At 71.0% G+C, this 20141-nt stretch carries 10 protein-coding genes; 4 read left to right on the forward strand and 6 right to left on the reverse strand.

The genetic code is table 11. The annotated features are described in order from the left end of the window. The first annotated feature begins 78 nt into the window (after positions 1 to 78). Positions 79 to 579: a hypothetical protein gene (locus tag WMF26_RS31960; RefSeq protein ID WP_437995790.1), complete on the forward strand. Its 501-nt coding sequence runs from the start codon at positions 79 to 81 to the stop codon at positions 577 to 579. A 49-nt stretch (positions 580 to 628) separates the two neighbouring features. Here WMF26_RS31960 and WMF26_RS31965 read toward each other — a convergent pair whose 3' ends face one another. Further along, complete coding sequence (locus WMF26_RS31965) at positions 629 to 1417, reverse strand: class I SAM-dependent methyltransferase (RefSeq protein ID WP_437995791.1); 789 nt, start codon at positions 1415 to 1417, stop codon at positions 629 to 631. Positions 1418 to 1976: 559 nt separating this feature from the next. Beyond that, positions 1977 to 3212, reverse strand: a complete 1236-nt coding sequence (locus WMF26_RS31970; protein ID WP_437995792.1) for a hypothetical protein — start codon at positions 3210 to 3212, stop codon at positions 1977 to 1979. A 96-nt stretch (positions 3213 to 3308) separates the two neighbouring features. Between WMF26_RS31970 and WMF26_RS31975 the strand changes: the two genes are divergently transcribed. Continuing rightward, the gene (locus tag WMF26_RS31975; protein ID WP_061627223.1) at positions 3309 to 3740 is read left to right on the forward strand and encodes a BON domain-containing protein; all 432 of its coding nucleotides are present in this window, start codon (positions 3309 to 3311) and stop codon (positions 3738 to 3740) included. Positions 3741 to 3963: 223 nt separating this feature from the next. Here WMF26_RS31975 and WMF26_RS31980 read toward each other — a convergent pair whose 3' ends face one another. The 4 genes from WMF26_RS31980 to WMF26_RS31995 form a co-directional block, all read right to left on the reverse strand. Further along, the gene (locus WMF26_RS31980; protein WP_437995793.1) at positions 3964 to 5301 is read right to left on the reverse strand and encodes a hypothetical protein; all 1338 of its coding nucleotides are present in this window, start codon (positions 5299 to 5301) and stop codon (positions 3964 to 3966) included. A 1-nt stretch (position 5302) separates the two neighbouring features. Next, entirely contained in the window at positions 5303 to 6346 is a 1044-nt protein-coding gene (locus tag WMF26_RS31985) for a hypothetical protein (protein ID WP_437995794.1), read from the reverse strand. A 58-nt stretch (positions 6347 to 6404) separates the two neighbouring features. Then, entirely contained in the window at positions 6405 to 7862 is a 1458-nt protein-coding gene (locus WMF26_RS31990; RefSeq protein ID WP_437995795.1) for a serine/threonine-protein kinase, read from the reverse strand. 901 nt (positions 7863 to 8763) lie between these two features. After that, on the reverse strand, positions 8764 to 15498 hold the full coding sequence (locus WMF26_RS31995; protein ID WP_437995796.1) for an RHS repeat-associated core domain-containing protein: 6735 nt from the start codon (positions 15496 to 15498) through the stop codon (positions 8764 to 8766). A 1343-nt stretch (positions 15499 to 16841) separates the two neighbouring features. Here WMF26_RS31995 and WMF26_RS32000 point away from each other — a divergent pair. Together WMF26_RS32000 and WMF26_RS32005 are read left to right on the forward strand one after the other, a co-directional pair. Next, positions 16842 to 17747 (forward strand): glycine zipper family protein, encoded by a 906-nt coding sequence (locus tag WMF26_RS32000; RefSeq protein WP_437995797.1) that lies wholly within the window; start codon positions 16842 to 16844, stop codon positions 17745 to 17747. Between the two features lie 145 nt (positions 17748 to 17892). Then, a complete protein-coding gene (locus WMF26_RS32005; protein ID WP_437995798.1) occupies positions 17893 to 20118 on the forward strand; it encodes a hypothetical protein in 2226 nt (741 codons plus the stop codon). Positions 20119 to 20141 lie beyond the last annotated feature (23 nt).

Consider the following 20141-nt stretch of genomic DNA (forward strand, 5'->3'; position numbering starts at 1 on the left):
GCCCGTTCCCTCCGGCCCGCGTCCGTGCGAGAGATGGAGCCTGCGCCGTGACCCGCGGCGCGGCCGGGAGGGCACGCCTTGGGAGATCGATCAGCGCTCGCCGCGAGGGAGATCGTGGACGACGCCGCGGCCGCGGCCCCTCTGCTCGGCCGGAACGAACGGCTGCGCGGCGCGGTCGCCCTGCTCGCGCTGGGCCTCGCCGCCGGGGGCGCGGGCGAGCTCTCGTACGACGGGCTGAAGCAGCGCTTCCGGAGCGCGATGACGCGCGACCCCCTCGACGCGCTGGCGGTGATGCTCGTCGGGTGCTCGACCCTGTTCTACCAGGCCGAGCACGGCGAGAACCCGCGGTGCGCGAGCTTCCTGGACGCGCTCCTGTTCATCTCGACGTGCGTGTCCGGCGGCTACGCCGACCGGCTCGCGCAGACCGCCGCGGGCAAGGCGATCGCCGCCTTCGCGATGACGATGGGCCCCGCGCTCGCGGCCTCCGCGCTCGGCGCGCCGCAGGGCGCGCACGACCAGGGCCGGGCGATCGTCGAGCGGCTCGACGCGATCCTCGAGGCGCTGCGCGCGCCGAGGTGAGCGCCGGCGCCGGCGGGCTCCGGGCGACCGCCGGCGGGCCTCCGGGCGCTCACCCGCCCGGCTTCGTCCCCTCGACCGCGCGGAGGACCATGACCAGGCCCTCCGCGACGTCGCGGCAGAAGTCCGCGTAGTCGCGCCGCGCCTCGCCCTGCTCGGGCTCGGTGAGCGCGCCGGCCGAGATCATCGCGGGGCCGCAGCCGTCGATGACGTGGAGCCAGATATCGAGCGCCGCCCCGAAGCCCGGGTCGCCCCGCCGGGAGCGCTCGTCCTGGTCCGTGACGCGGACGGCCTCGAGCCCGTGCGCCGCGAAGCGCCCGGCGAGGTCGTCGGCGAGCGCGTTGTTCATGCCGAGCCCCGCGCGCCACGCGAGGAACGCCGCGTAGAACCGCCGCATCGACGCGGGGGGCTCGGGATCCCAGCGCAGGCGCTCGTGGCTGTAGTCGAGCACGACGACCAGGCCGCCCGGCTTCGCGGCCCGCACCATGCGCGCGAGCGCCTCGTCGAGGCGAGGCACCCACTGGAGCGCGCGCGCCGCGGTCACCACGTCGAACCGCGCCTCGGCGTCGAACGCGAGCACGTCGCCGCACGCGAAGGACAGGCCGGGCCGGCCGGCGAAGCGCGCCGCCGCCCGCGCGAGGAGGTCCGCGTCCCGGTCCAGGCCGAGGACCTCGCCGCCCGGCTGCACGGCCTCGGCGATGCCCGCGGTGATGGAGCCCGTCCCGCAGCCGACGTCGAGCACCGACTGGCCCGGCCGGAGCAGCTCGGCCAGGCGGCGGTGATCGCCCGCGAGGGTGCGGCGATCGAGGACGTTCTTCGACGATTGATGCTGCTGGCTCATGCGCGCGGCATGGTCGAGTCCGGACGCCTGGATGTCAACCCGCCGGCAACATCGCGCCCGGTCCGGAAGGTCGCGGCGAGCCGGGCACGGCAGCCGGGCTCTACCGCAGGAGCGGCTCGGCACAAAATGAGCTTCAGAAAGAAACCGGGCAGGCGAGCCTTGGCGTCGGGCACCGAGCTCGGCAGCACGTCGACGGCGCGAATCGGCGTCCGGGGCAGCTGCTCGGGGTCGTCGCCCGCGGCTTTCCATGGCCCGATCGACCGAGCCCGCGCCGCTGCGAGAGAGAGCATCCGTGGGCTCCCTAGGCATTCTCGGGAGGGGCCCTAACTCGCGATGTCGCTGTGGCACAACGTCTCGATGGGACGCTTTGCCGCTCCGACGTGAGGCACTTTGCACCTCGGCGCGTGCGCGGCGGGCGTGATCTTCCTGAAAACGTACCGAAACACCGCCCTGCCCGTTCTGGAATACCCCTTGCGACGCGGGGCCGCGCTGGGGCATCGAGGCCTCGGTTCTTCAGGTCACGCGGCAACGGACGGGCGCGCCAGAGCGGGCGGCCCGATCACGGTTGCCCCTCGAGCGTCGACTGGACCACGCAAGGGGCGAGGCGGTTTCGCTGCCGTGTCGCTCGTGTCGCAAGAAAGGCGGAGGAGTCATGCCGAATCGTCAGGGATGGATCGACGAGGAACATAACGACGGCCGGGGGCGCGACGAGGAGAGGTTTGGGCGACACCAGGGACAGCGAGGCGATGAGGGATATCGAGGCGAGCGCGGAGCCGCCGGCGATGCTAGCTACGGGCATCGTGGCAATTACGAGCAAGTCGTCCAGCGAGACGATCAGCGCCATGCCCGAAGCGGCCAGGAGGACTTCCGCGGCGGATGGGATCAGCGGGAGTTCGGCGGCCGCGGTCACGAGGGTGAGCGCGGCTTCAGCGGCGAGCGCGGCGAGCGCGGCTACGGCGGCGAGCGCGGCTGGGAGGGCCGGCAGGATCGCGGCTGGTCCCAGCGCGAAGATTTCGGAGGCCAGCGCCAGGCGTCGGGCGGCTACCGCGATGACTTCCAGCGAGGAGGTCGCGACGATCTTGGCTCCAGGGGTGGCTACGGCGGCGGCCAGGGCGGCTTCGGTGGCGGCCAGGGCGGCTTCGGCGGCGGCCAGAGCGGTTACGGCGGCCAAGGTCACTTCGGCGGCGGCCAGGGCGGCTACGGCGGCCAAGGCGGCTTCGGCGGCGGCCAAGGCGGTTACGGCGGCGGCCAGGGCGGATTCGGCGGCGGCCAGGGCGGCTTCGGTGGCGGCCAGGGCAGCTTCGGTGGCCAGGGTGGACTCGGCGGCCACGGCGGCGGCCAGAGCGGATTCGGCGGCAGCCAGGGCGGCCATGGCTACCACGGCGGTCAGGGCCACTTCGGCGGCGAGCGCGACCTCGGCGGCCGGGGCGGCTACGGCGGTCAGGGTCACGCCGGCGGCCAGAGCGGATTCGGCGGCGGCCAGGGCGGCTATGGTGGCGGCCAAGGCGGCTACGGCGGCGGCCAGGGCAGCTTTGGCGGTCAAGCCGGATTCGGCGGCAGCCAGGGCGGCTATGGCGGCCAGGGCTACCACGGCGGCGGCCAGGGTGGATTCGGTGGCCAGGGTGGATTTGGTGGCGGCCAGGGCGGCTTCGGTGGCCAGGGAGGCTTCGGCGGCGGCCAGCACGAAGGCTACGGAGCCCGGGGCGGCCTCCGGCAGTGGGCCGACGACGAGCGCGGCTGGAGCGAGCGGCGCGGGTACGAAGGCCAGGAGCCCCGCTACCGCGATCAGGGCCATTCCCCTTACCAGTCCGGCGGGCAGGGCTACCGGTCCGGCGGGCAGGGCTACCAGTCCGGCGGACAGGGCTCCGGCGGCCGGAGCTTCCTCAGCACCGTGGGCGGAGACGTCGGGGGTTCGCGCGGTCGTCCACCCAAGGGATACAAGCGCTCCGACGAGCGGATCCGGGAGGACATCTGCGACCAGATCTCCGATCACCCGGATCTCGACGCGAGCGACGTCGAGGTGAAGGTGCAGAACGGCGAGGTCGTCCTCACCGGCACCGTCCGCGAGCGCCGCTTCAAGCACCAGCTCGAGACGCTCGCGGAGCGGATCTCGGGCGTGACCGACGTGCGGAACGAGATCCGGCTGTACCGCGAGCAGCAGCAGCAGGGCGAGGCGAAGACGGGCGGGCTGTCGTCGAGCGAGCGCTCCACGGCGGGCGCGACCGGCGCCGCCGCGGGCACGTCCGGCGGCGCGACCTCGATCGGCGCCACGTCGTCGACGTCGGAGACGAAGAACAACGAGTCGCGCCGGAACGCCTCGTAGCTCCGCCCGCCCGGGGGTCCGGCCAAGGATGGCGATGGCCGGACTCCTGCGCACCTCAGATCTCAGGTGGTGGCCGGATTCGAACATGAAGGCGGGAAGGCGGGAAGAAGAAGATCAACGTTCTTCCTGCCTTCTCGCCTTCATGTGAATCACTCCGGGGCAAATTGGGCTACCACCAGATCTCGCGACCGCTTCCAGGGCGAGCGCGGCGCGCTCGCGCTCCTTACAGCGCGCAGATAAGCCGCTGGCCGCGCACCGAGGTCGCGCCGTCGTGTTGCTCGATCCAGGCGACGAGCAGCTTGGTGCCGAGCTGCGCGACGGTCGAGCCGAGGATCTGCGCGCTGCTGCCGTCCGGGAGGGAGAAGATGTGCTCCTGAGGGAGCAAGGACTCGCCCGTCCGCGTGAACCAGCCCAGATTCACGGTCTTTCCAGGGTGCGGCACCAATGTCACATACACGTTCTCGCCGTCGCTCATGGGCGGGCCCGGGGGGTTGTACTGGCTCACGTTCTGGAGCTCGAAGACAGGGGTAAAGCCGGGCGGGGGGACCTCGACGAGCGACGAGAAGTCCCTCACGACGCCGACCTCCGCCGAGACGGCGAGCCTCGGCGGAGGTACGATGTGCGCGATCAAGAGCGTGACCCCATCGCCCTCGGGCAGCGGGAACGCGCCGAAGAACGACTCCACCTCTTCAGGAGATGGGCTGAACTGGATCCGTTGCGCCACGCCGAGATCGGCGGCGGCGCCGCCCGTCCTGAAGAACGCTTCTCCGGTCGCGCCGTCGTCCAGCAGGAGGAGATGCCGGCCGCTCGTGACCGTGTAGAAGCGCACGTTGAGCGAGGCATCGGTGCGCGGGCCCTGGGCCACCAGGGTCGACGCGGTCGCGGCCGACCCGCCGACGACGAGCGCTCGCGTCGAGCCGCCCGGCGCCTCGCAGGTCGCGGCGTAAAAGACCTCATCGCCCGCTCGCGCGAACGCCATCGACGCGGCGACGTTGGGGCTCGAGCACTCCGGGGCGAGCGCGGGGAACCGCTGGAACGTCCCCTTCGACGAGACGCCGTCGGTGGTCGTGGGGAAGACGAGCTGACCGATGTCGGCCCCCACCCTGCCCAGCAGGGTCAGCTGCCCTCCCGACTCGCGGCCGGTGACGAAGGCCGCTCCGTCGGGGAGGGGGAACTCCGCCTTGGATCCGGCAGGGTCCCGGAGCTCGCGCACCGTCCCGATCACGAGCCGGCTCGCCGTCTTGTCGATGACGGAGACGAAGGCGCGACCGGGGCCGCTCGCCAGCACGAGCGAGGAGGCGTCGACCTCATGGCCTCCGAGGTCCTCGGACGTGAGGATGTCGAACGGATCGAGGTCCCGCACGCACGTCGCCCCGGCCGGCTTGCAGACGCCGCCCTGACAGACGCCGCCCGGGCAGTCGGAAGGCACGCTGCACCCTTTGCCGCCGCTCCCCTCTTGGTCCAGCTCCGCGTCGGTGCGCACGCCCGCGACGAGCTGGCAGCCGGCGACGAGCAGAGCGCCCCCGGCGATGACGAGCTTCCATGGTCGCGTCTCTCGCATCTCAAAAACTACCTCGCAGCGACATCCCCGCCGTTCCCACCCCGACCGCGGGCTGAAGGCGCACCTCCAGCGCCGCCTTCGGCGCGGCCTCGCTCGACGGCGCGGTCAGGAACACGACCAGGCCCGCGATGAGCGCCGCGCCCCCCGCCGCGAACGCCACGTTGGAGATGTTGGCGGTCGTGTTGGCGGCCTGATGGAGCTCGATCCCCTCGGCGTCACAACGGGGAGGGTCGTCGTCGGTGCACCCGTGCTGGCTGCGCGCCTCGCCAACTTTCAAGAGCGTATCGACGCCGAACACGGCGCCTACCGCGATCCCGGCCAGGCTCACCCCGCCCAGCACGAGCCCCACGGTCTTCTGCGCGCTCCACGGGCTCGCCGCGGGCGGGGCGCTCGCGGCCGCACGCGGGCGCGAGGGCCGGTCCGGCGCGGGCGCGGTGGCCGCTCGTGGCGCGGGCGCGTCCTCGAGCCGAGGGACGCGCACCGTGCTCTGCGCTGCCTTCGGCGCGATGAGCACCTTCGCGCTCCATGCCTCCTTGCCAGGCGCCGCCGCCTCGATCGTATGCTCGCCCGGATCGACCGGGATCGCCGAGCCGAACAGCGCGGCATCGAGCAGCTTCGTGTTGCGCCGCACCTCGAGCCCCTCGATCCGGGCCTCCGGCGCCACCTCGATGACGAGCCTCGAGAGCTGCGGCTCGAGGAGCCCCGCCCGCCGCGCCGCTTCCTTCGAGCGCCGCGGATCGCCCGCTTTGCGCGCCATCGCCTCGGCGTCGTTGAAGGTCGCCCAGGCGCTCGCCGTCTCGCCATTGAGCTCGTAGCAATCCGCCAGGGCGAGCAGCGTCCCGGCCATCGGATCCAGCTTCTGGCTGGCGGCGAGCTTCGAGCAGCCGGGGGCATACTTGCCCTGCTTGATGAGCGCGCGCCCCTCGCGGAAGAGCACGTCGGCGGCCGCCCGGTCCTCGGCGGTCGGATCCGCGAGGGCGCGCGGCGCGAGCGATAACGAGAGGACCAGCGCACTGGCGGCGATGACGCTGCGCTTCACACGCATCGGGCCTGGGCCACGCACCTCCCGGAGGATATCGGCCCCCCTCGCCCTTGTCCCGGTGTCAGCGCCGCTCATCGTACGAAATCGTCGGCTCGGGCTTCGGGGTGCGAGGGCCCTCGGCCGGGGGCTTCGCCCGCGGGAGGGGCTTCGTCGCCTTCCGCGTGGCCTTCGCCGTCGCCGTCGCCGTCGCCGAAGGCGAGGTGGGCTCCGCCTGCGCCGTCGCGCTCGCGCCGTGAGGGGCGCTCGTGGAGGGGGGAGCCTGGGGCGCATTGGGCGCCGGCGGGGCCGCGTCCGGCGCCCCCAGGGCGGCCGCCGGCGAGCCTGTCGGAGCCGGGGGTGGCGCCCCCTCCTGCCTGCCGCCGACGAGCGCCGCGAGCGCAGCGCCCGCGACGAGCGCGCCGGCGAAGAGGAGGAGCGCCCGGCGGCGCGGCTTCGCCCCCAGCAGCTCGTAGGACGACGAGGTGCTGCGCGGCGGGGACAGGGTGTGCGCCGTCTCCTCCACGGAATTCAGCGGGAGCGGCGCGGTCTCCTCGGCGGCTCCGGCGCTGGCCGGCGGCGGAGACGGCTCGATGGGGCGCGCCCCCGGCTCGTCCTTGGATCCCGACAATGACAGCCGCTGCATGTCGAGCACGCGCGAGACCCGCTCCGGATAGCCCCGCGCTCGTGCGGGCGCGTGGGGCGCGAGGGCGCCGGCGAACGCTGCCACGTCGCGCCAGCGCTGCTCGCGATCGTGCGTCAAGCACCGCTGGATCGCGGCGTCGAGCTCCGGGGGCACGTCGCTCCGGCGCTCGCGGAGCGGCGTCGGCCGGGCCGCGAGGATGCGCCCGTAGAACTCCGGCAAGCTGTCCGCGTGAAACGGCGTCTGCCCGGCGATGAGCTCGTACAAGAGGATGCCGAGCGCCCAGAGGTCGCTGCGCGCGTCGACGTCCTTCGACGAGAGCATCTGCTCGGGCGACATGTAATAGGGGGAGCCGAGCGTCTGGTCGTCATCGGTGAGGGCGAGGTCCGCGCCGCTGATCTTCGAGATGCCGAAGTCGAGGACCTTGATGCACGGCGAGCCGCTGACGTCGTGCGTGACGAAGAGGTTCGCCGGCTTCAGGTCGCGGTGCACGATCCCGGCGGCGTGGGCCTCGCCGACGGCCTCGCACGTCTGGAGGACGTACTCCACGGCGTCGTCGAGCGAGAGCGACCCGCGCTCCCTGAGCAACGCGGCGAGATCCCGCCCTTCGAGGAACTCCATGACGATGTACGGCGCCCCGCCCTCGAGGGTGCCGACGTCGAACACGCGGGCGACGTGCTGGCTGCGCAGCCGCACCGCCGCGCGCGCCTCGCGCAGGAAGCGCGCGCGCGCGCCGGCGTCGACGTCGTGGGCCGAGCGCATGAACTTGACGGCGACGCGCTGGCCGAGCTCGACGTGGACCGCCGCGACGACGACCCCCATGCTCCCCGTGCCGAGCACACGCTCCACGCGGTACTTGCCCGCCAGGATGTCGCCGGGCTGGACCGGGACGGTGCGCATGGCTCCCCATGTGGTCTCAGCGGCTCCGCGAGGTCAAGCGCCGCTTGATGGCCTCGCGCGCCCGCCGCCGCCCTGAAACTCGCTGGCAACCCCCGCATGCCCGGGGGAGAGGATGCCGCGGGCAGGAGGAGCGCTCCCGATGTGGGACATGGTATACAACGGCCTCGCTCTCCTCGGCGATGGCCCTCTCCTGGGCGGACCGAGCGGCGCAGCGCTCACAGACGCTCTTCTTGTCGCTTGCGACCTTGATCGTCTTGAATCCGTGACTATCCAGCCGGCGCAGGCGGATTTCGACCGAGTCGCGCGGCAAGCAGATCGATGTCGGTCATTTGCCAACTCCCCCTTCCACGTGAATTCGCATACGATTCCAGAACGTCGTAAGCGGCGCTTGTTCAGCCTGTGTGACCGCGATCTTGTTTGACAGCTCTGTAGAAATTCCGCCAAACTTAACTGGCGCAAGCTCGGGAATTTGCAAACCCTTCAGCCTGGGATCCGCATCGCACAATGCTTGATTAGTGACATTTGCTGCACTGCGACCTTCGGTATACCCCCCCGCCGCCCGATAGTCGCACCTACGGATCGGCAAGGGCGTACCAAGATCGCTATGTATGGGAGCTCGTCCACAGCCGTCGAATCCACTCATTGTCGGTAGGACTCGGTTCGACCTTGACGGGACTTCCTCCAGGAGCTGACTCGATCAGGTGAAGGAGGGTCCATGCAAGTCCGTAACAGTCGTCCGGCCCGAATGAGCTGACCAACAGCGCGGCCTCCTCGTCCGTCACCGGCCGCTTGATGCGCTGCAGGTGTGCCTGGTGCAACGCTATTGTCTCCTCAGAAGCGCAAGAATCCGGAAGTGGCCCGAGCTGAACGAATTCTTCCACTTCCTTGCGGACAGCCATGATTATCTCTCCATGAGTTTGGGGGAATTTTGCCTATAGAACTGCAAGAGGTCGCGGAGCCCTTGGTCGTACTTGGGGCCGACGATCTGGCGGACGTCGCGGATGTCGCGAGCGAGCACATCACGGAACGACATTCCCGCCTCGGTTCGGGCCGTAACTCGACCAAGTACACCGTAGGTCCGTGTTGCGGCGTGCTCCTCTGCCATCATAACCAACGCCCCGCCGTCCGCTCGGGAAGTGAACCCGAGAGCCACCTGCGGCATGTGATGCGGTGTCAGTCCGTCCCCGACAAGACGTCGCGCATCGAGAGCGGCGAACCGACCGGCTTCTCCGGCCACCACTCCTCTCCCGGCAGCACCCGCCGCGGCAGCGGACTCCTCCGCGAGCGCCCCCAGCCCTCTCCCCGCGCCGAACACGGTGGCCGCGCCAAGGATGACGGTCTTCACCCCCGCCTCGCCCGCTGCCCGGTAATCCCCCTGATCGATGGCGAGGGCCGTATCCGCGCCGCCCCGGCCGATCTGGTAGAGCGGGTTCACGGCGTTCAGCGCGCCGAGGAGCCCGCCCTCCTCGTACCCCGCCCACGCCGCGCTGCCGAGCTCGTATCCGCTGTAGATCCCGAGCGTCAGCGCGTTCAGCGCCAGCGACCGCGCGACCCCCGCCGCCAGTTCGACCGTCCCCTCCGCGGCGCCCAGCAAGCTCTGGCCAACCACGGCGCTGGCGCCCGCGTGCTCCGGCCCCGTGCTCACCGGCTGCGGCACGTACCCGGAAGCGCTTCCGGTCGTGCTGACGTCGATCGGCGGCATGGCGCCGCCCGTTTCGGCAGCCACGATGTTCATCTCGGCGTCGGAGCGCGCCTGGTGCTCCGAGGACGGAACGACGATCAGCTTGAGTCCGATCGGCGGCAGGTCGAGCACTTCCCAACTGAACTCCGCGCCGGCCGGCAGCGGTGAGCGAGCCCCGGCCTCCGGGAGCGCTTCTTGAAAGCCGCCCGGGTCGACGTACGCGAGGGGGTTGTTCAGCACGTAGCTGTACGGATTCCAGCTCTGCCCGAAGGTCGGAATCGAAACGATCGGGTCCGTGGTCAAGAACCGCCCGATCTTGGGATCGTAGAGCCTGCCCTTCATGTTCACGAGCCCGAGCTCGTCGTCGCTCTCATGCCCGGTGAACCCCTGCGTCGTCTCGCTGGAGAACGACGCAGGCGCCGGCTCTCCCCACACGGGGTTCCTGCGCTGCCCGAACGGGTCGTAGCTCCGCCGCTCGATCACGTCGCCGTCCTCGTCGGTGAGCGCGTCGACCGAGCCGAGGTGATCGACATGCACGTAACGGGTGCCGCCGTCCGAGCCTCCCCGTGTCACGATCGCCACCACGCGCTCCGGCGAGTGGACGTGGTACCGATGCTCCACGGTGCCCGACGCCCGATCGGTGACCCGCTCGTACAGGTCGCCGAAGTAGAGCGTCTCTTTTTCCGGCGTGGTCTTGCGGATCCGCTGCTGGTCGCCGTCGTAGCCGAACGTGATGGTGCTCGCGCCCTGCGTGATGCGCTCCGGCAGGTCGAACGGCGTATAACGCACGGTCGTGCCGCCCGGCCGCGCGACCTGATTGCCAACGGCGTCGTAAGAGAAGCTGGCCGTGCCCGCGCCGGTGACCGCGTGCGGGTGCAGCGGGTCATCGTACGAGAGCGTTCCAACGTCCGACTTGAAGGTGAGACTGCCGTTCGGGTCGTGGCCGTACCGGAGCGCGCAGGGCGCCGCCGCGCTCTCGATGTCTCTGAAGTACGCGCAGGTCAGCCGGTGGAGCGGATCGTAGCGGAAGCGCTCCGTCGTGTTCTCGGGCTGGAGCGCGTCCGTGCGGCGCGTGAGATTGAGGAGATCGTCGAACCCATAGTCGAGATCCTGCACCGCGCCCGCGCCGCTCTGCGTCGCCACGTGCCTCAGGCGCTGCTTGTCGGCGAAATAGCTCCGCTCCGTGACGACGCCGTTGCCGAACACCTCTTCCCGGAAGCGCCCCGCGTCGTCCACGTCCGTCAAGCGCCAGTAGGCGGCGCCCGTTCCGCGGTCGCGCACGGCGATCACATGGCCATGCGCGTCGTAGTCGTGGTCCACGACGAACGGCGCCGCGCCGGCAGGCGACGGGTACGTGACCGCCTCGACGCGGCCGAGCTCGTCGTAGCGCAGCCTGGCCTCCAGGGGAGAGCGCTCGCCGTCGATGCGGAGCGAGATCGTGTCGAGCTGGCCGCGGTCGGTGTACCCGTACGTCTTCTCCCCGTCGGGGCTCGCGAGCGCGTGGAGCTTCCCGATCCCGTGCGCCGCGGTGTCCCAGGTCCACGTGGTCGTCCGGCGCTCGGCGTCCCTTTGGTCCACGCGCGAGCGCGGTCGACCGAGCGCGTCGTACGCCCACGAGGTCTCTCGCCCGAGCGCATCGGTCGACGAGATCAGCTCGCCGAAGCCGTCATGGATCGAGACCGTCGTGCCCCGATCGGGGTCGTCGAGCTGCCGGACGCGGCCGAACGCGTCGCGCGTCGTGCGCGTCACCGCATCGCCTGGATCGGTGACCGTGTACAGCATGCCGAACGTGCCGTAACTGTAGCGGGTGATCCCGTCGGCTGCGTCGGTGATCAACACGGTTCGCCCCAGCGGATCCAGCTCGGTCATGGTCACGTGATCGTGTGCGTCGGTGACGCGCACGCGCAGGCCGTCGTACTCCGTTGTCGTGACCGCGTTCCACGGCGTCGTATGCCGCACCTCGCGGCCTACCGCGTCGTACTCATAGCGATCGTACAGCCTGTCGCTCTCAGGGGTATCTTCTCGGACCGGCACCGAGCGCCGCGCGATGTGCTCTCCGAGCGCGTCGTAGCCGATCTCTTGCTGGATGCGCTTCGCATCGCCCGCCCCCTGCGCCGGCTCCGCCGCGGGCCCGTACCACCACCAGCGGATCGGCCGGCCGAGGCCATCGAGCTCGATCGTATCGTCGGCCCCGCCGGTCGTCGTGCTCCGCTGCCTCACCCGCCATGCGTTCTGCGCCGGGCCGCCGTCCTTGGTGCGGGAGAGCGTGACCGTCGTCGTGCCGTCCGGGCGCGTCTCGACGCCGAGGCGCCCGAAGCCGTCGTACGCCCACGTCGTCACGAGCTGATTCGGATCGACCTGCTTGAGGAGCACGCCGAGCGCGTCGTCGAACTCGACGAGGGTCGTATGCTCGGCCGCGTTCACGTACTTCTCGGGGAACATGCCCTCCTCGTCGAAGTCCGTGCTGGATGCCCGCTGGTGCCCGAAGGCGTCCTCCGCCGTGACGCCGGTGATGTTCCCGAAGTCGTCGCGCACGTAAGCGATCGTCAGCTTCGTGTCCGGCAGGCCGTCATCGCTCTCGGTGGACTCGGTCTCCACCTCGCCGTGGATCGTGGTCGTTCGGGTGAGGGTCCGGCACTGCGACATCCCCGCCGCCGCGCTACACTCCTTCTGCGTCTGGAGCTGGCCGAGGACCCAGCGCTCGGTGTCGTTCTTGAACGTCCGCGTGACCTTGAACGTCAGGTCGACGCCGCTTGTCGCGACCTCCTCGGCGCGCACATTGCCGAACGTGTCGAAGTCCGTCACCGTCGACATCGAGTCGCGCAGCAGCATCGCGCCGTCGCCTCCGGCCTCAACTTCCCGCACGTACGCCTCGATGGAGGGCGTCGCGCCGTTCGGGGGTGGATAGATCCCTTGCGCTCGCCTCACGCGGCGCTCGGTCGGCAGCGTGAAATACGTCGCGCCGTCGTTCGTCGGAACCCTCGTCCGCATGACGTCGACGAACGAGAGCTCGATCTGCTCAGGTCTGGGCTGGCTCGCCAGCCCCGGAGCCCAGCGCCATATCCGCTGGACGCTGCCCGCGAAGGGAAAGACCTGGAGCTCGTCGTCGAAGGTGATGTGATCGTACACGTCGAGCGTCGCCGCGCCCGTATCCAGGTCGGTGGCGAGCCGCTCCCCGAACCCGAGAAATCCACGGCCCAGCCGGTGATAGCGCCCATCGCGGTAGCTGACCTCGAAACGCCGCGGTCGGTCCGCCCCGTTGTTGAGGGCGTACGCGCTGACCACCCGACGAGGCCCGACCACGCAACGGCGCGGATAGCCGCAGTCGTCCGCCGCGCCGGAACGCGCGACATACAACGGGCTCTCCCGCGCCGGATCCCCCGCCCCGTCGCCCGTCGCCGCCGACGCGTCGGTCAGATGCCCGTACGAGATGCTCACGTTGGGCACGAAGTCCGACTCGGCCGGGTCGCGGGCGTTCATCCCGTCGGAGACCGCGACCAGGAGATCCTGGTCGGCCGAGAGGTTCCGGAACACGTTGAACACGCCGCCGAGCGACAGGATCACGTCCTGCGCGCCGTCCCCGTCGACGTCGCCGATGCGCGGCCCGCGCGGATCGGCGAGGGTGACCGCATCGCCGAGGCTGGCCTCGAACGGCACCCCCGCGTCGACGAGCCTGAACGGCGGCCCAGCGCGGTCGCCCGTCGCGAGCAGGACGGCCCAGGACGGGAGCGCATCGGAGCCGCCCAGCAGCATGCCTGGCGGAACCGGCATGAGGAGATCCTGCCGCCCGTCGCCGTTGACGTCGAGCGGCACGGCGAACCGGAAGAACGCGTCCTGATCGGGAAGACCGAACAGATCGCCGAAGCTGAACGCGTCCACGGTCCGGAACGCTGAGGCCACGAAGGTCGGGCCCGTGTTCAAGTAGGTATAGAGCTGGTGGTCACCCATGCCGGATTCGACGGCATCGGGCAGGCCGTCTCCGTTCACGTCGAGAAAGACGACGCGGCCCCCGGGCCACACGACGCGGAGCTCGGTGTCGATCACCTCCCAGCGCCCCTCGCCCCGGCGCATGATCGCGTCGTAGCTCTCGCCGAGGAGGACCGTCCCGTCACCGAACCGTTGCAGAGAGGGCACGACGAGATCGACCTTGCCGTCGGCGTCGACGTCGAGCGTATGGAGCTCCGTATCGCAGGGATAGCCGGTGAGCAGCTCGATCGATTCGCCCGCGGGATCGAAGCCCGCGGGCGTCGCGCCGCGCGCAGGTCGCCAGGGGTGGACGGCCCACACGGCAGCGAGCGGGAGCGGTGACTGTCCCTCGCGGGCGTGATCCTCGCACTGGATCAGATCCGGCACGCCATCGCCGTCCAGATCGCCCAGGTGCATCGACGCGCCGGGGCTGCTCAAGCTCGGCGGCGCGGGCGTGACCCCGAGCGGGAAGGGCCTGCGGATGCCCGTGTCATGGAGCGCGAAGCTCCAGTCCGGCCGGGACAGGAGCACATGCCACGTGACCTCGGTGCCATAGACGTCGTGGAGCAGGACGTCCATCCGCCCATCGTCATCGTAGTCCAGGACCGTCCCGAGCTCGGGCTGAAGAAGTGCCGGATCGGAGGGGCCCACCGGATCGGCGATCGTGGGCCACTCTTCGAGGAAGGCGAGCTCCGCCGGTGCGAGGAAGGACGGCGAGGCGCCCGGCCCGACGTTTCGCGCCACCCGCCACGCGGTGATCGGATTCCTCGGTGTGCTGAGCCCCGCGACCACGTCCGGGATCACGAGGTCGTCGAGCCCGTCGGCGTCGATGTCGAACACCATCGGGCTCGCCCTCTCGGAGACCGGCTCGTCGATGTCCGTTGGCACCCGCTTGAATCCGGGCTTCGCGTGGCTGTACTGAAAGCGCGTGGGAGGCTTGCAGACCCGGTCGCTCGCGCACTCCTCGACCTGGGTCAGGAGCGTGCGGCTCGTCGTCGGGCTGAGCTCATAGCGGAACCCGTAGCTCCGGACCAGCGCGTCGCCAGGACCGAGCATCTGGATCTCCTCGAGGCGAAGCGAGCGCTGGAGCGCCATGCCGCCCGAGTACCCGGTGCGAATGGCGGCCGGATCCTTGGTCCCATACACGAAGCGCACCGCACGCGAAGGCTCGAGCGACGGCGTTCCCTCGAAAGCCGTGTAGCGGATCTCCTCCACCGCGTACTCGGCGGCATGACCGTCCTCCGCCTCGGCGAGGCAGTAGGCGTACGTCATGGCGTTGCCGCGGCCGTCACGCGCCTTGTTCGCGAGCCAGGCGCGCGGGACGCCGCCCCGGGCGAGCGGCTTGCTGCCCTCGGTGCGCCCGTACTCGACGACGCGGCCGGTGGTCAGGGTTGCCTCGAAGAAGAGCGCCTCGGCGGGCGCACCGCCACTTGCAGGGTAGTGCCCGACCACCTTGACGAAGGTATCCGGAAACGTCCGGTACTCGATCGTTCCCGGCCCCTCTCCCACCGGAACGAGGCGCTGGCCGTCGAGGCAGAGCGCGTCGTCGCCGTCGTACCGCACGCCGCGGATCTCCCCGTCTTGCGCGAGGCTCTTCGGACATCGCGTGATCGCGGATAGCCCGGTAATCGAGAAGCCGGCACCGAGCACGCCGTCGCCGCCGTCGCTCCGATAGACGAGCTCGATCCGAGGACCCATGCCAGCGCGCGGCGGAGGGGATGTCAGCTCCATAGCGTACGCGGCCTCCCCGGTGCTCGTGATGGAGAACGCCCCCGCGATGGTGCCGGCGGCGACGGTCTCGACCTCTGGCGCGGGACGGGAGGTGGCAGGGCTGCGTGCGCTCTGGGTCCGGCAAGCGACGACGCCCTGACGCTGATCCATGGGCGGCTCGCCGGAGATGCACTGGCACCCTGCCTGCGCGAGCACGCAAGCAAGGAACATCAAGAGCGGGATGATCGCCCGGGGCACACATCGCGGAACGAGCGCCATTGCAGTCTCCCTCGCGCCGAGGAGGCCATGGCGCTGCACCGTGAGTCAAGCGCTGCGCGCAAACCGGATATTTCAGACGGCGAGGGCTTCACCCATGTATGCTGAGTCGAAAGCAGGCAATCATAGAGTCTTCCGAGCGAGATGGACCAGGCTGTCGACGAGCGCCTGCCCGCCTGCGCAGCTTCGCCGCCCGCCTGCGCAGCCTCGTCGCCCGCCTGAGCAGCCTCGCCGCCCCTCCTGCGCAGCCTCGCCGCCCCTCCTGCGCAGCCTCGCCGCCCCTCCTGAGCAGCCTCGCCGCCCCTCCTGCGCAGCCTCGCCCCCTGCCTGCGCAGCCTCGCCGCCCCTCCTGCGCAGCGCCGCCGCCCGTCCTGCGCAGCCTCGCCCCCTGCCTGCGCGGCCTCGCCGCCCCTCCTGCGCAGCCTCGCCACCCCTCCTGCGCAGCCTCGCCGCCTCTCCTGCGCAGCCTCGCCGACCTCCTGTGCGCCCCATTCCGTGAACTACACTACAGTCGCTCGGCTCCTGCGCCGCCCCGCCACGCCTCCTGCGCTCCCCTTGCCATGTCCTGCGCACCCCCACTGCATCGCCTGCGCAGCCTCGCCACCCCTCCTGCGCAGCCTCGCCACCCTCCTGCGCGCCCCGGTTGTATCCTATGCAACACTCCCCCCCGTCCTGCGCATCCCCCCGCCAGCTCCGTGGCCCGCTGCTCGCCGCGCGGCGCCGGGCACGGCGCCCACCTCGACTACGCGGCACATGGCCCCTCTCCACCCTCAAGCGCGATATTTCCCTCGCGACGTGAGCGAGATGTGCTCTCCCCGGGCTCGTGCCTTCACCCGCCAATCCCCTCGCCGATCCTCCGGGCGCTCGTCCCGAAGGGCGCTGGTCCCGACGAGGAGGCATATCTCCACCACGGCAACGAAGGCCCCCACCACCACGTCATCCACGATCGACAAGGCTTCATGGAAACGCAGTTCGCGCAGCGCGCAGCGGGAACCTCACTCTCCCGCCAAAGAAGCCGCGTACACGCGCAGCGCCGCCCGCGAGGCCGAGCGCCTCCGAGAGGCCGAGTCGCTCTGCGATAGCACCTGCTCTCCCCCGGCAAGCTCGCCCGGCGCGTCGTCTGGGCGAGCCGGATCCAGCTCGCTGCCAAGCGACCCCGACCCCGGGTCGGGCGACTCGCCACGGGCGCCGGTCCGGCCGTGTCAAGCCTTTTCAGCGGCATCCCGGACGGCCGAATTTGGCCCCATCCCTCCCCTCCCTGTGATCCAATCGAGGCGCTGGTCGCGGGCGCCGCATCGCACATCGCTTCCCCTCCGCCTGCGCCTGCGCCCTGCCCGCGTCTTCCTATGGCCGAGGTGCTCGCCGCTTCGCTCGCGTTCCCCGCCGTGATCTTCACGGTCCTGCTCGCGCTCGCGCTCATCTACTGGCTCTTCGTCGTCCTGGGCGCGCTCGACCTCGACCTGCTCGGCGGCGCCCACGGCGACGCGACGCCCGACCTCGGCGGCCTCGAAGGCGCCGCCAAGGGCGCGCTCGAAGGCGCCGCCAAGGGCGCGCTCGAGGGCGCCGCCAAGGGCTCGCTCGAAGGCGCCGCCAAGGGCTCGCTCGAAGGCGCCGCCAAGGGCTCGCTCGAAGGCGCCGCCGACGGGGCCGACGCCCCGCACGGCGTCGGCGCGCTGCTCGTCGCCCTGGAGCTCCACCGCGTGCCGGCGACCGTGACGCTCACGCTGATCGCGGCGTTCGGCTGGTTCACGAGCGCCCTGTCGACGATGCTCGCCGCGCCGCTCTGGGCCGGCGCCGGGCTGCCCCGCTGGGCCCTCGGCCTCGCGGCGCTCGCCGGGTCGCTCGTCGTCGCCGTGCTGCTGACCTCGGTCGCGGTGCGGCCGCTCGCGCCGCTCTTCGTGACCCGGCACGCGACGTCGAAGAAGGACCTCGTCGGCCGCGTGTGCGTCGTCTCCACCGGGCGCGTCGACGAGCGCTTCGGCCAGGCGGTGATCGACGAGGGCGGCGCGAGCCACATCCTCGACGTCCGGTGCGACACGCCCGGCGCCCTCCGCCGCGGCGACCGCGCGCTGCTCGTGAGCTGGGACCCACACGGGGAGGTCTTCAGCGTCGAGCCGCTCGACGGCCTGCTGGGCCCACCCCCTCCCCTCGCCGAGCGGCTTGCGTCCCGCGTGGAAGCTCCCCCGGACGGCGCCGAGGACGAGGCCATCCCCGCGGCGCGCGCCAGGGACGAGCACCGTCGCGGCGGCTGAACGCCGCTTTCGCGCTGCTGGTTTCGTGTACGCTCTCCCCCGAGGGGGCATCGTGCGGCCCCCGACCCGGCTCGGAGCGGGCCCGGGCGTCGACCCTCGCTGGCGCGAGGATCAGCGCCCTCCCCTCCGCCGAATCGCGAAGGAGATGCGCGTGCCCACTGTGACCGTCCCCCTCATCCTCGTCCTCGTCGGTGTCCTCGCCTTCGTCGCCCTCGGGATGCTGGTCATGTACGCCAAGTTCTACCGCCAGGTGGATCAGGGCAAGGCGCTGATCATCAACACGCGAGGCCAGGACCCCATCGTCACCTTCACCGGGACCCTCGTCCTGCCGATCATCCACCGCGCCGAGTACATGGATATCTCGGTCAAGACGATCGAGATCGACCGGCGCGGCAAGGAGGGGCTCATCTGCAAGGACAACATCCGCGCGGACATCAAGGTCACCTTCTTCGTGCAGGTGAACAAGACGCAGGACGACGTGCGCACCGTCGCGCGGACCATCGGCTGCGTCCGCGCCTCGAACCCGGAGACGCTCGAGCAGCTGTTCGCCGCGAAGTTCTCCGAGGCGCTCAAGACCGTGGGCAAGCGCCTGAACTTCGAGGACCTCTACAAGGAGCGGCAGAAGTTCAAGGACGACATCATCGACGTCATCGGCAAGGATCTCAGCGGGTTCGTGCTCGCGGACGCGGCGATCGACTACCTGGAGCAGACGCCCATCGAGCTGCTCGACAAGGACAACATCATGGATGCCGAGGGCATCCGGAAGATCACCGAGCTCACGGTCGCGCAGAACGTGCTGACGAACGAGCTCCGCCAGAAGGAGCGGATGGAGATCGGCAGCCAGAACCTGAACTCCGACGAGGCGATCTTCCGCTTCGAGCAGCGCCGGGCCGAGGCCGAGGCGAAGAAGGCGAAGGAGATCGCGGTGGCGCAGGCGCGCGAGCAGAACGAGGCCGCCCGCATCACGAGCGACGAGCGCAAGAAGACGGTGCTCCTCCAGGAGAAGAACGACGAAGAGGCGTTCGTCGCCCGCGAGGCGAAGGAGCGCGGCGTCCAGGTCGCCCAGAAGAACAAGGAGCGCGAGGTCGCGGTCGAGACCGAGCGCGTCTCGAAGGCGCGGGAGCTCGAGATCGTGAGCCGCGAGCGCGACGTGTCGCTCCAGAAGATCGCGCGCGAGAAGGAGATCGAGCTCCAGAAGAAGGACATCGCCGACGTGGTCCGGGCGCGGATCGCGGTCGAGAAGACGGTGGCCGAGGAGGAGGAGCGGATCAAGGACGTGCGCGCCGTGGCCGAGGCGACGCGCCTCAAGGACGTGACGCGCATCAACGCCGAGGCGGAGGCGCAGGAGCAGCTCGTCAAGCAGATCAAGGGGGCCGAGGCGAGCGAGGAGGCGGCGAAGTTCCGGGCGCGCGAGAAGCTCGTCATCGCGGACGCGGAGCTCGAGGCGAGCGACAAGGCGGCGCGCGCGAAGATCCGCCTGGCCGAGGGCGTGCAGGCCGAGTCGGCGGCCGAGGGCCTGGCGCGCATCCGGGTGAAGGAGGCCGACGCGCAGGCGATCGAGAAGCAGGGGTTCGCCGAGGCGCGCGTGGCGCTCGAGAAGATGAACGCCGCCGCGGTCGGCGAGGAGAAGCAGGGCCTCGCGCGGGTGCTCGTGAAGGAGGCGGAGGCGCAGGCGATCGAGAAGCAGGGGCGGGCCGAGGCGCTCGTCGCGCGGGAGCGGCTGCTCGCCGAGGCCGCGGGCATCGAGCAGAAGGGGCTCGCGGCCGCGCGGACGCGCGAGGCGGAGGCGCTGGCGCTCGAGAAGACGGGCCTGGCGGAGGCGACCGCGATCAAGCAGCGGCTCCTGGCCGAGGCGGCCGGCACGGCGGAGAAGGCCGCGGCCATGAAGGCGCTCGACGGGGTCGGGCGGGAGCACGAGGAGTTCCGCCTGCGGCTCGAGAAGGAGCGGGCGGTGGAGCTCGAGGCGCTGCGCATCCGCGCCGACATCGCGCGGGCGCAGGCGGAGATCCTGCGGGGCGCGTTCGAGCAGGCGAAGATCAACATCGTGGGCGGAGACGGGGCGTTCTTCGATCGGTTCGTCAAGGCGGTCACGCTCGGCCAGTCGGTCGACGGGATGGTCGACCAGAGCGCCACGGTGCGGGCGCTGGTCGGCGACTACCTGAACGGCAACGCGAGCCTCCCCGAGGACCTGAAGCAGCTCGTCGCGCACCCCTCGCCGCTCGCGAGGTCCGCGGACGGGACGCTGTCGGGGATGCTGACGTCGCTCTTGCCGAGCGCGGATGCGGACGGGAAGAAGAAGATCGAGGCGCTCGCCCAGAAGGCGCGGGAGCTGGGGCTCGATCAGCTGGCGCAACGGCCCCCGCGGACCTGAGGGGAGACGAGGCCGACGCGGCG

The sequence above is a fragment of the Sorangium sp. So ce185 genome, assembly GCF_051526825.1.
GTDB lineage: Bacteria > Myxococcota_A > Polyangia > Polyangiales > Polyangiaceae > Sorangium > Sorangium cellulosum_D.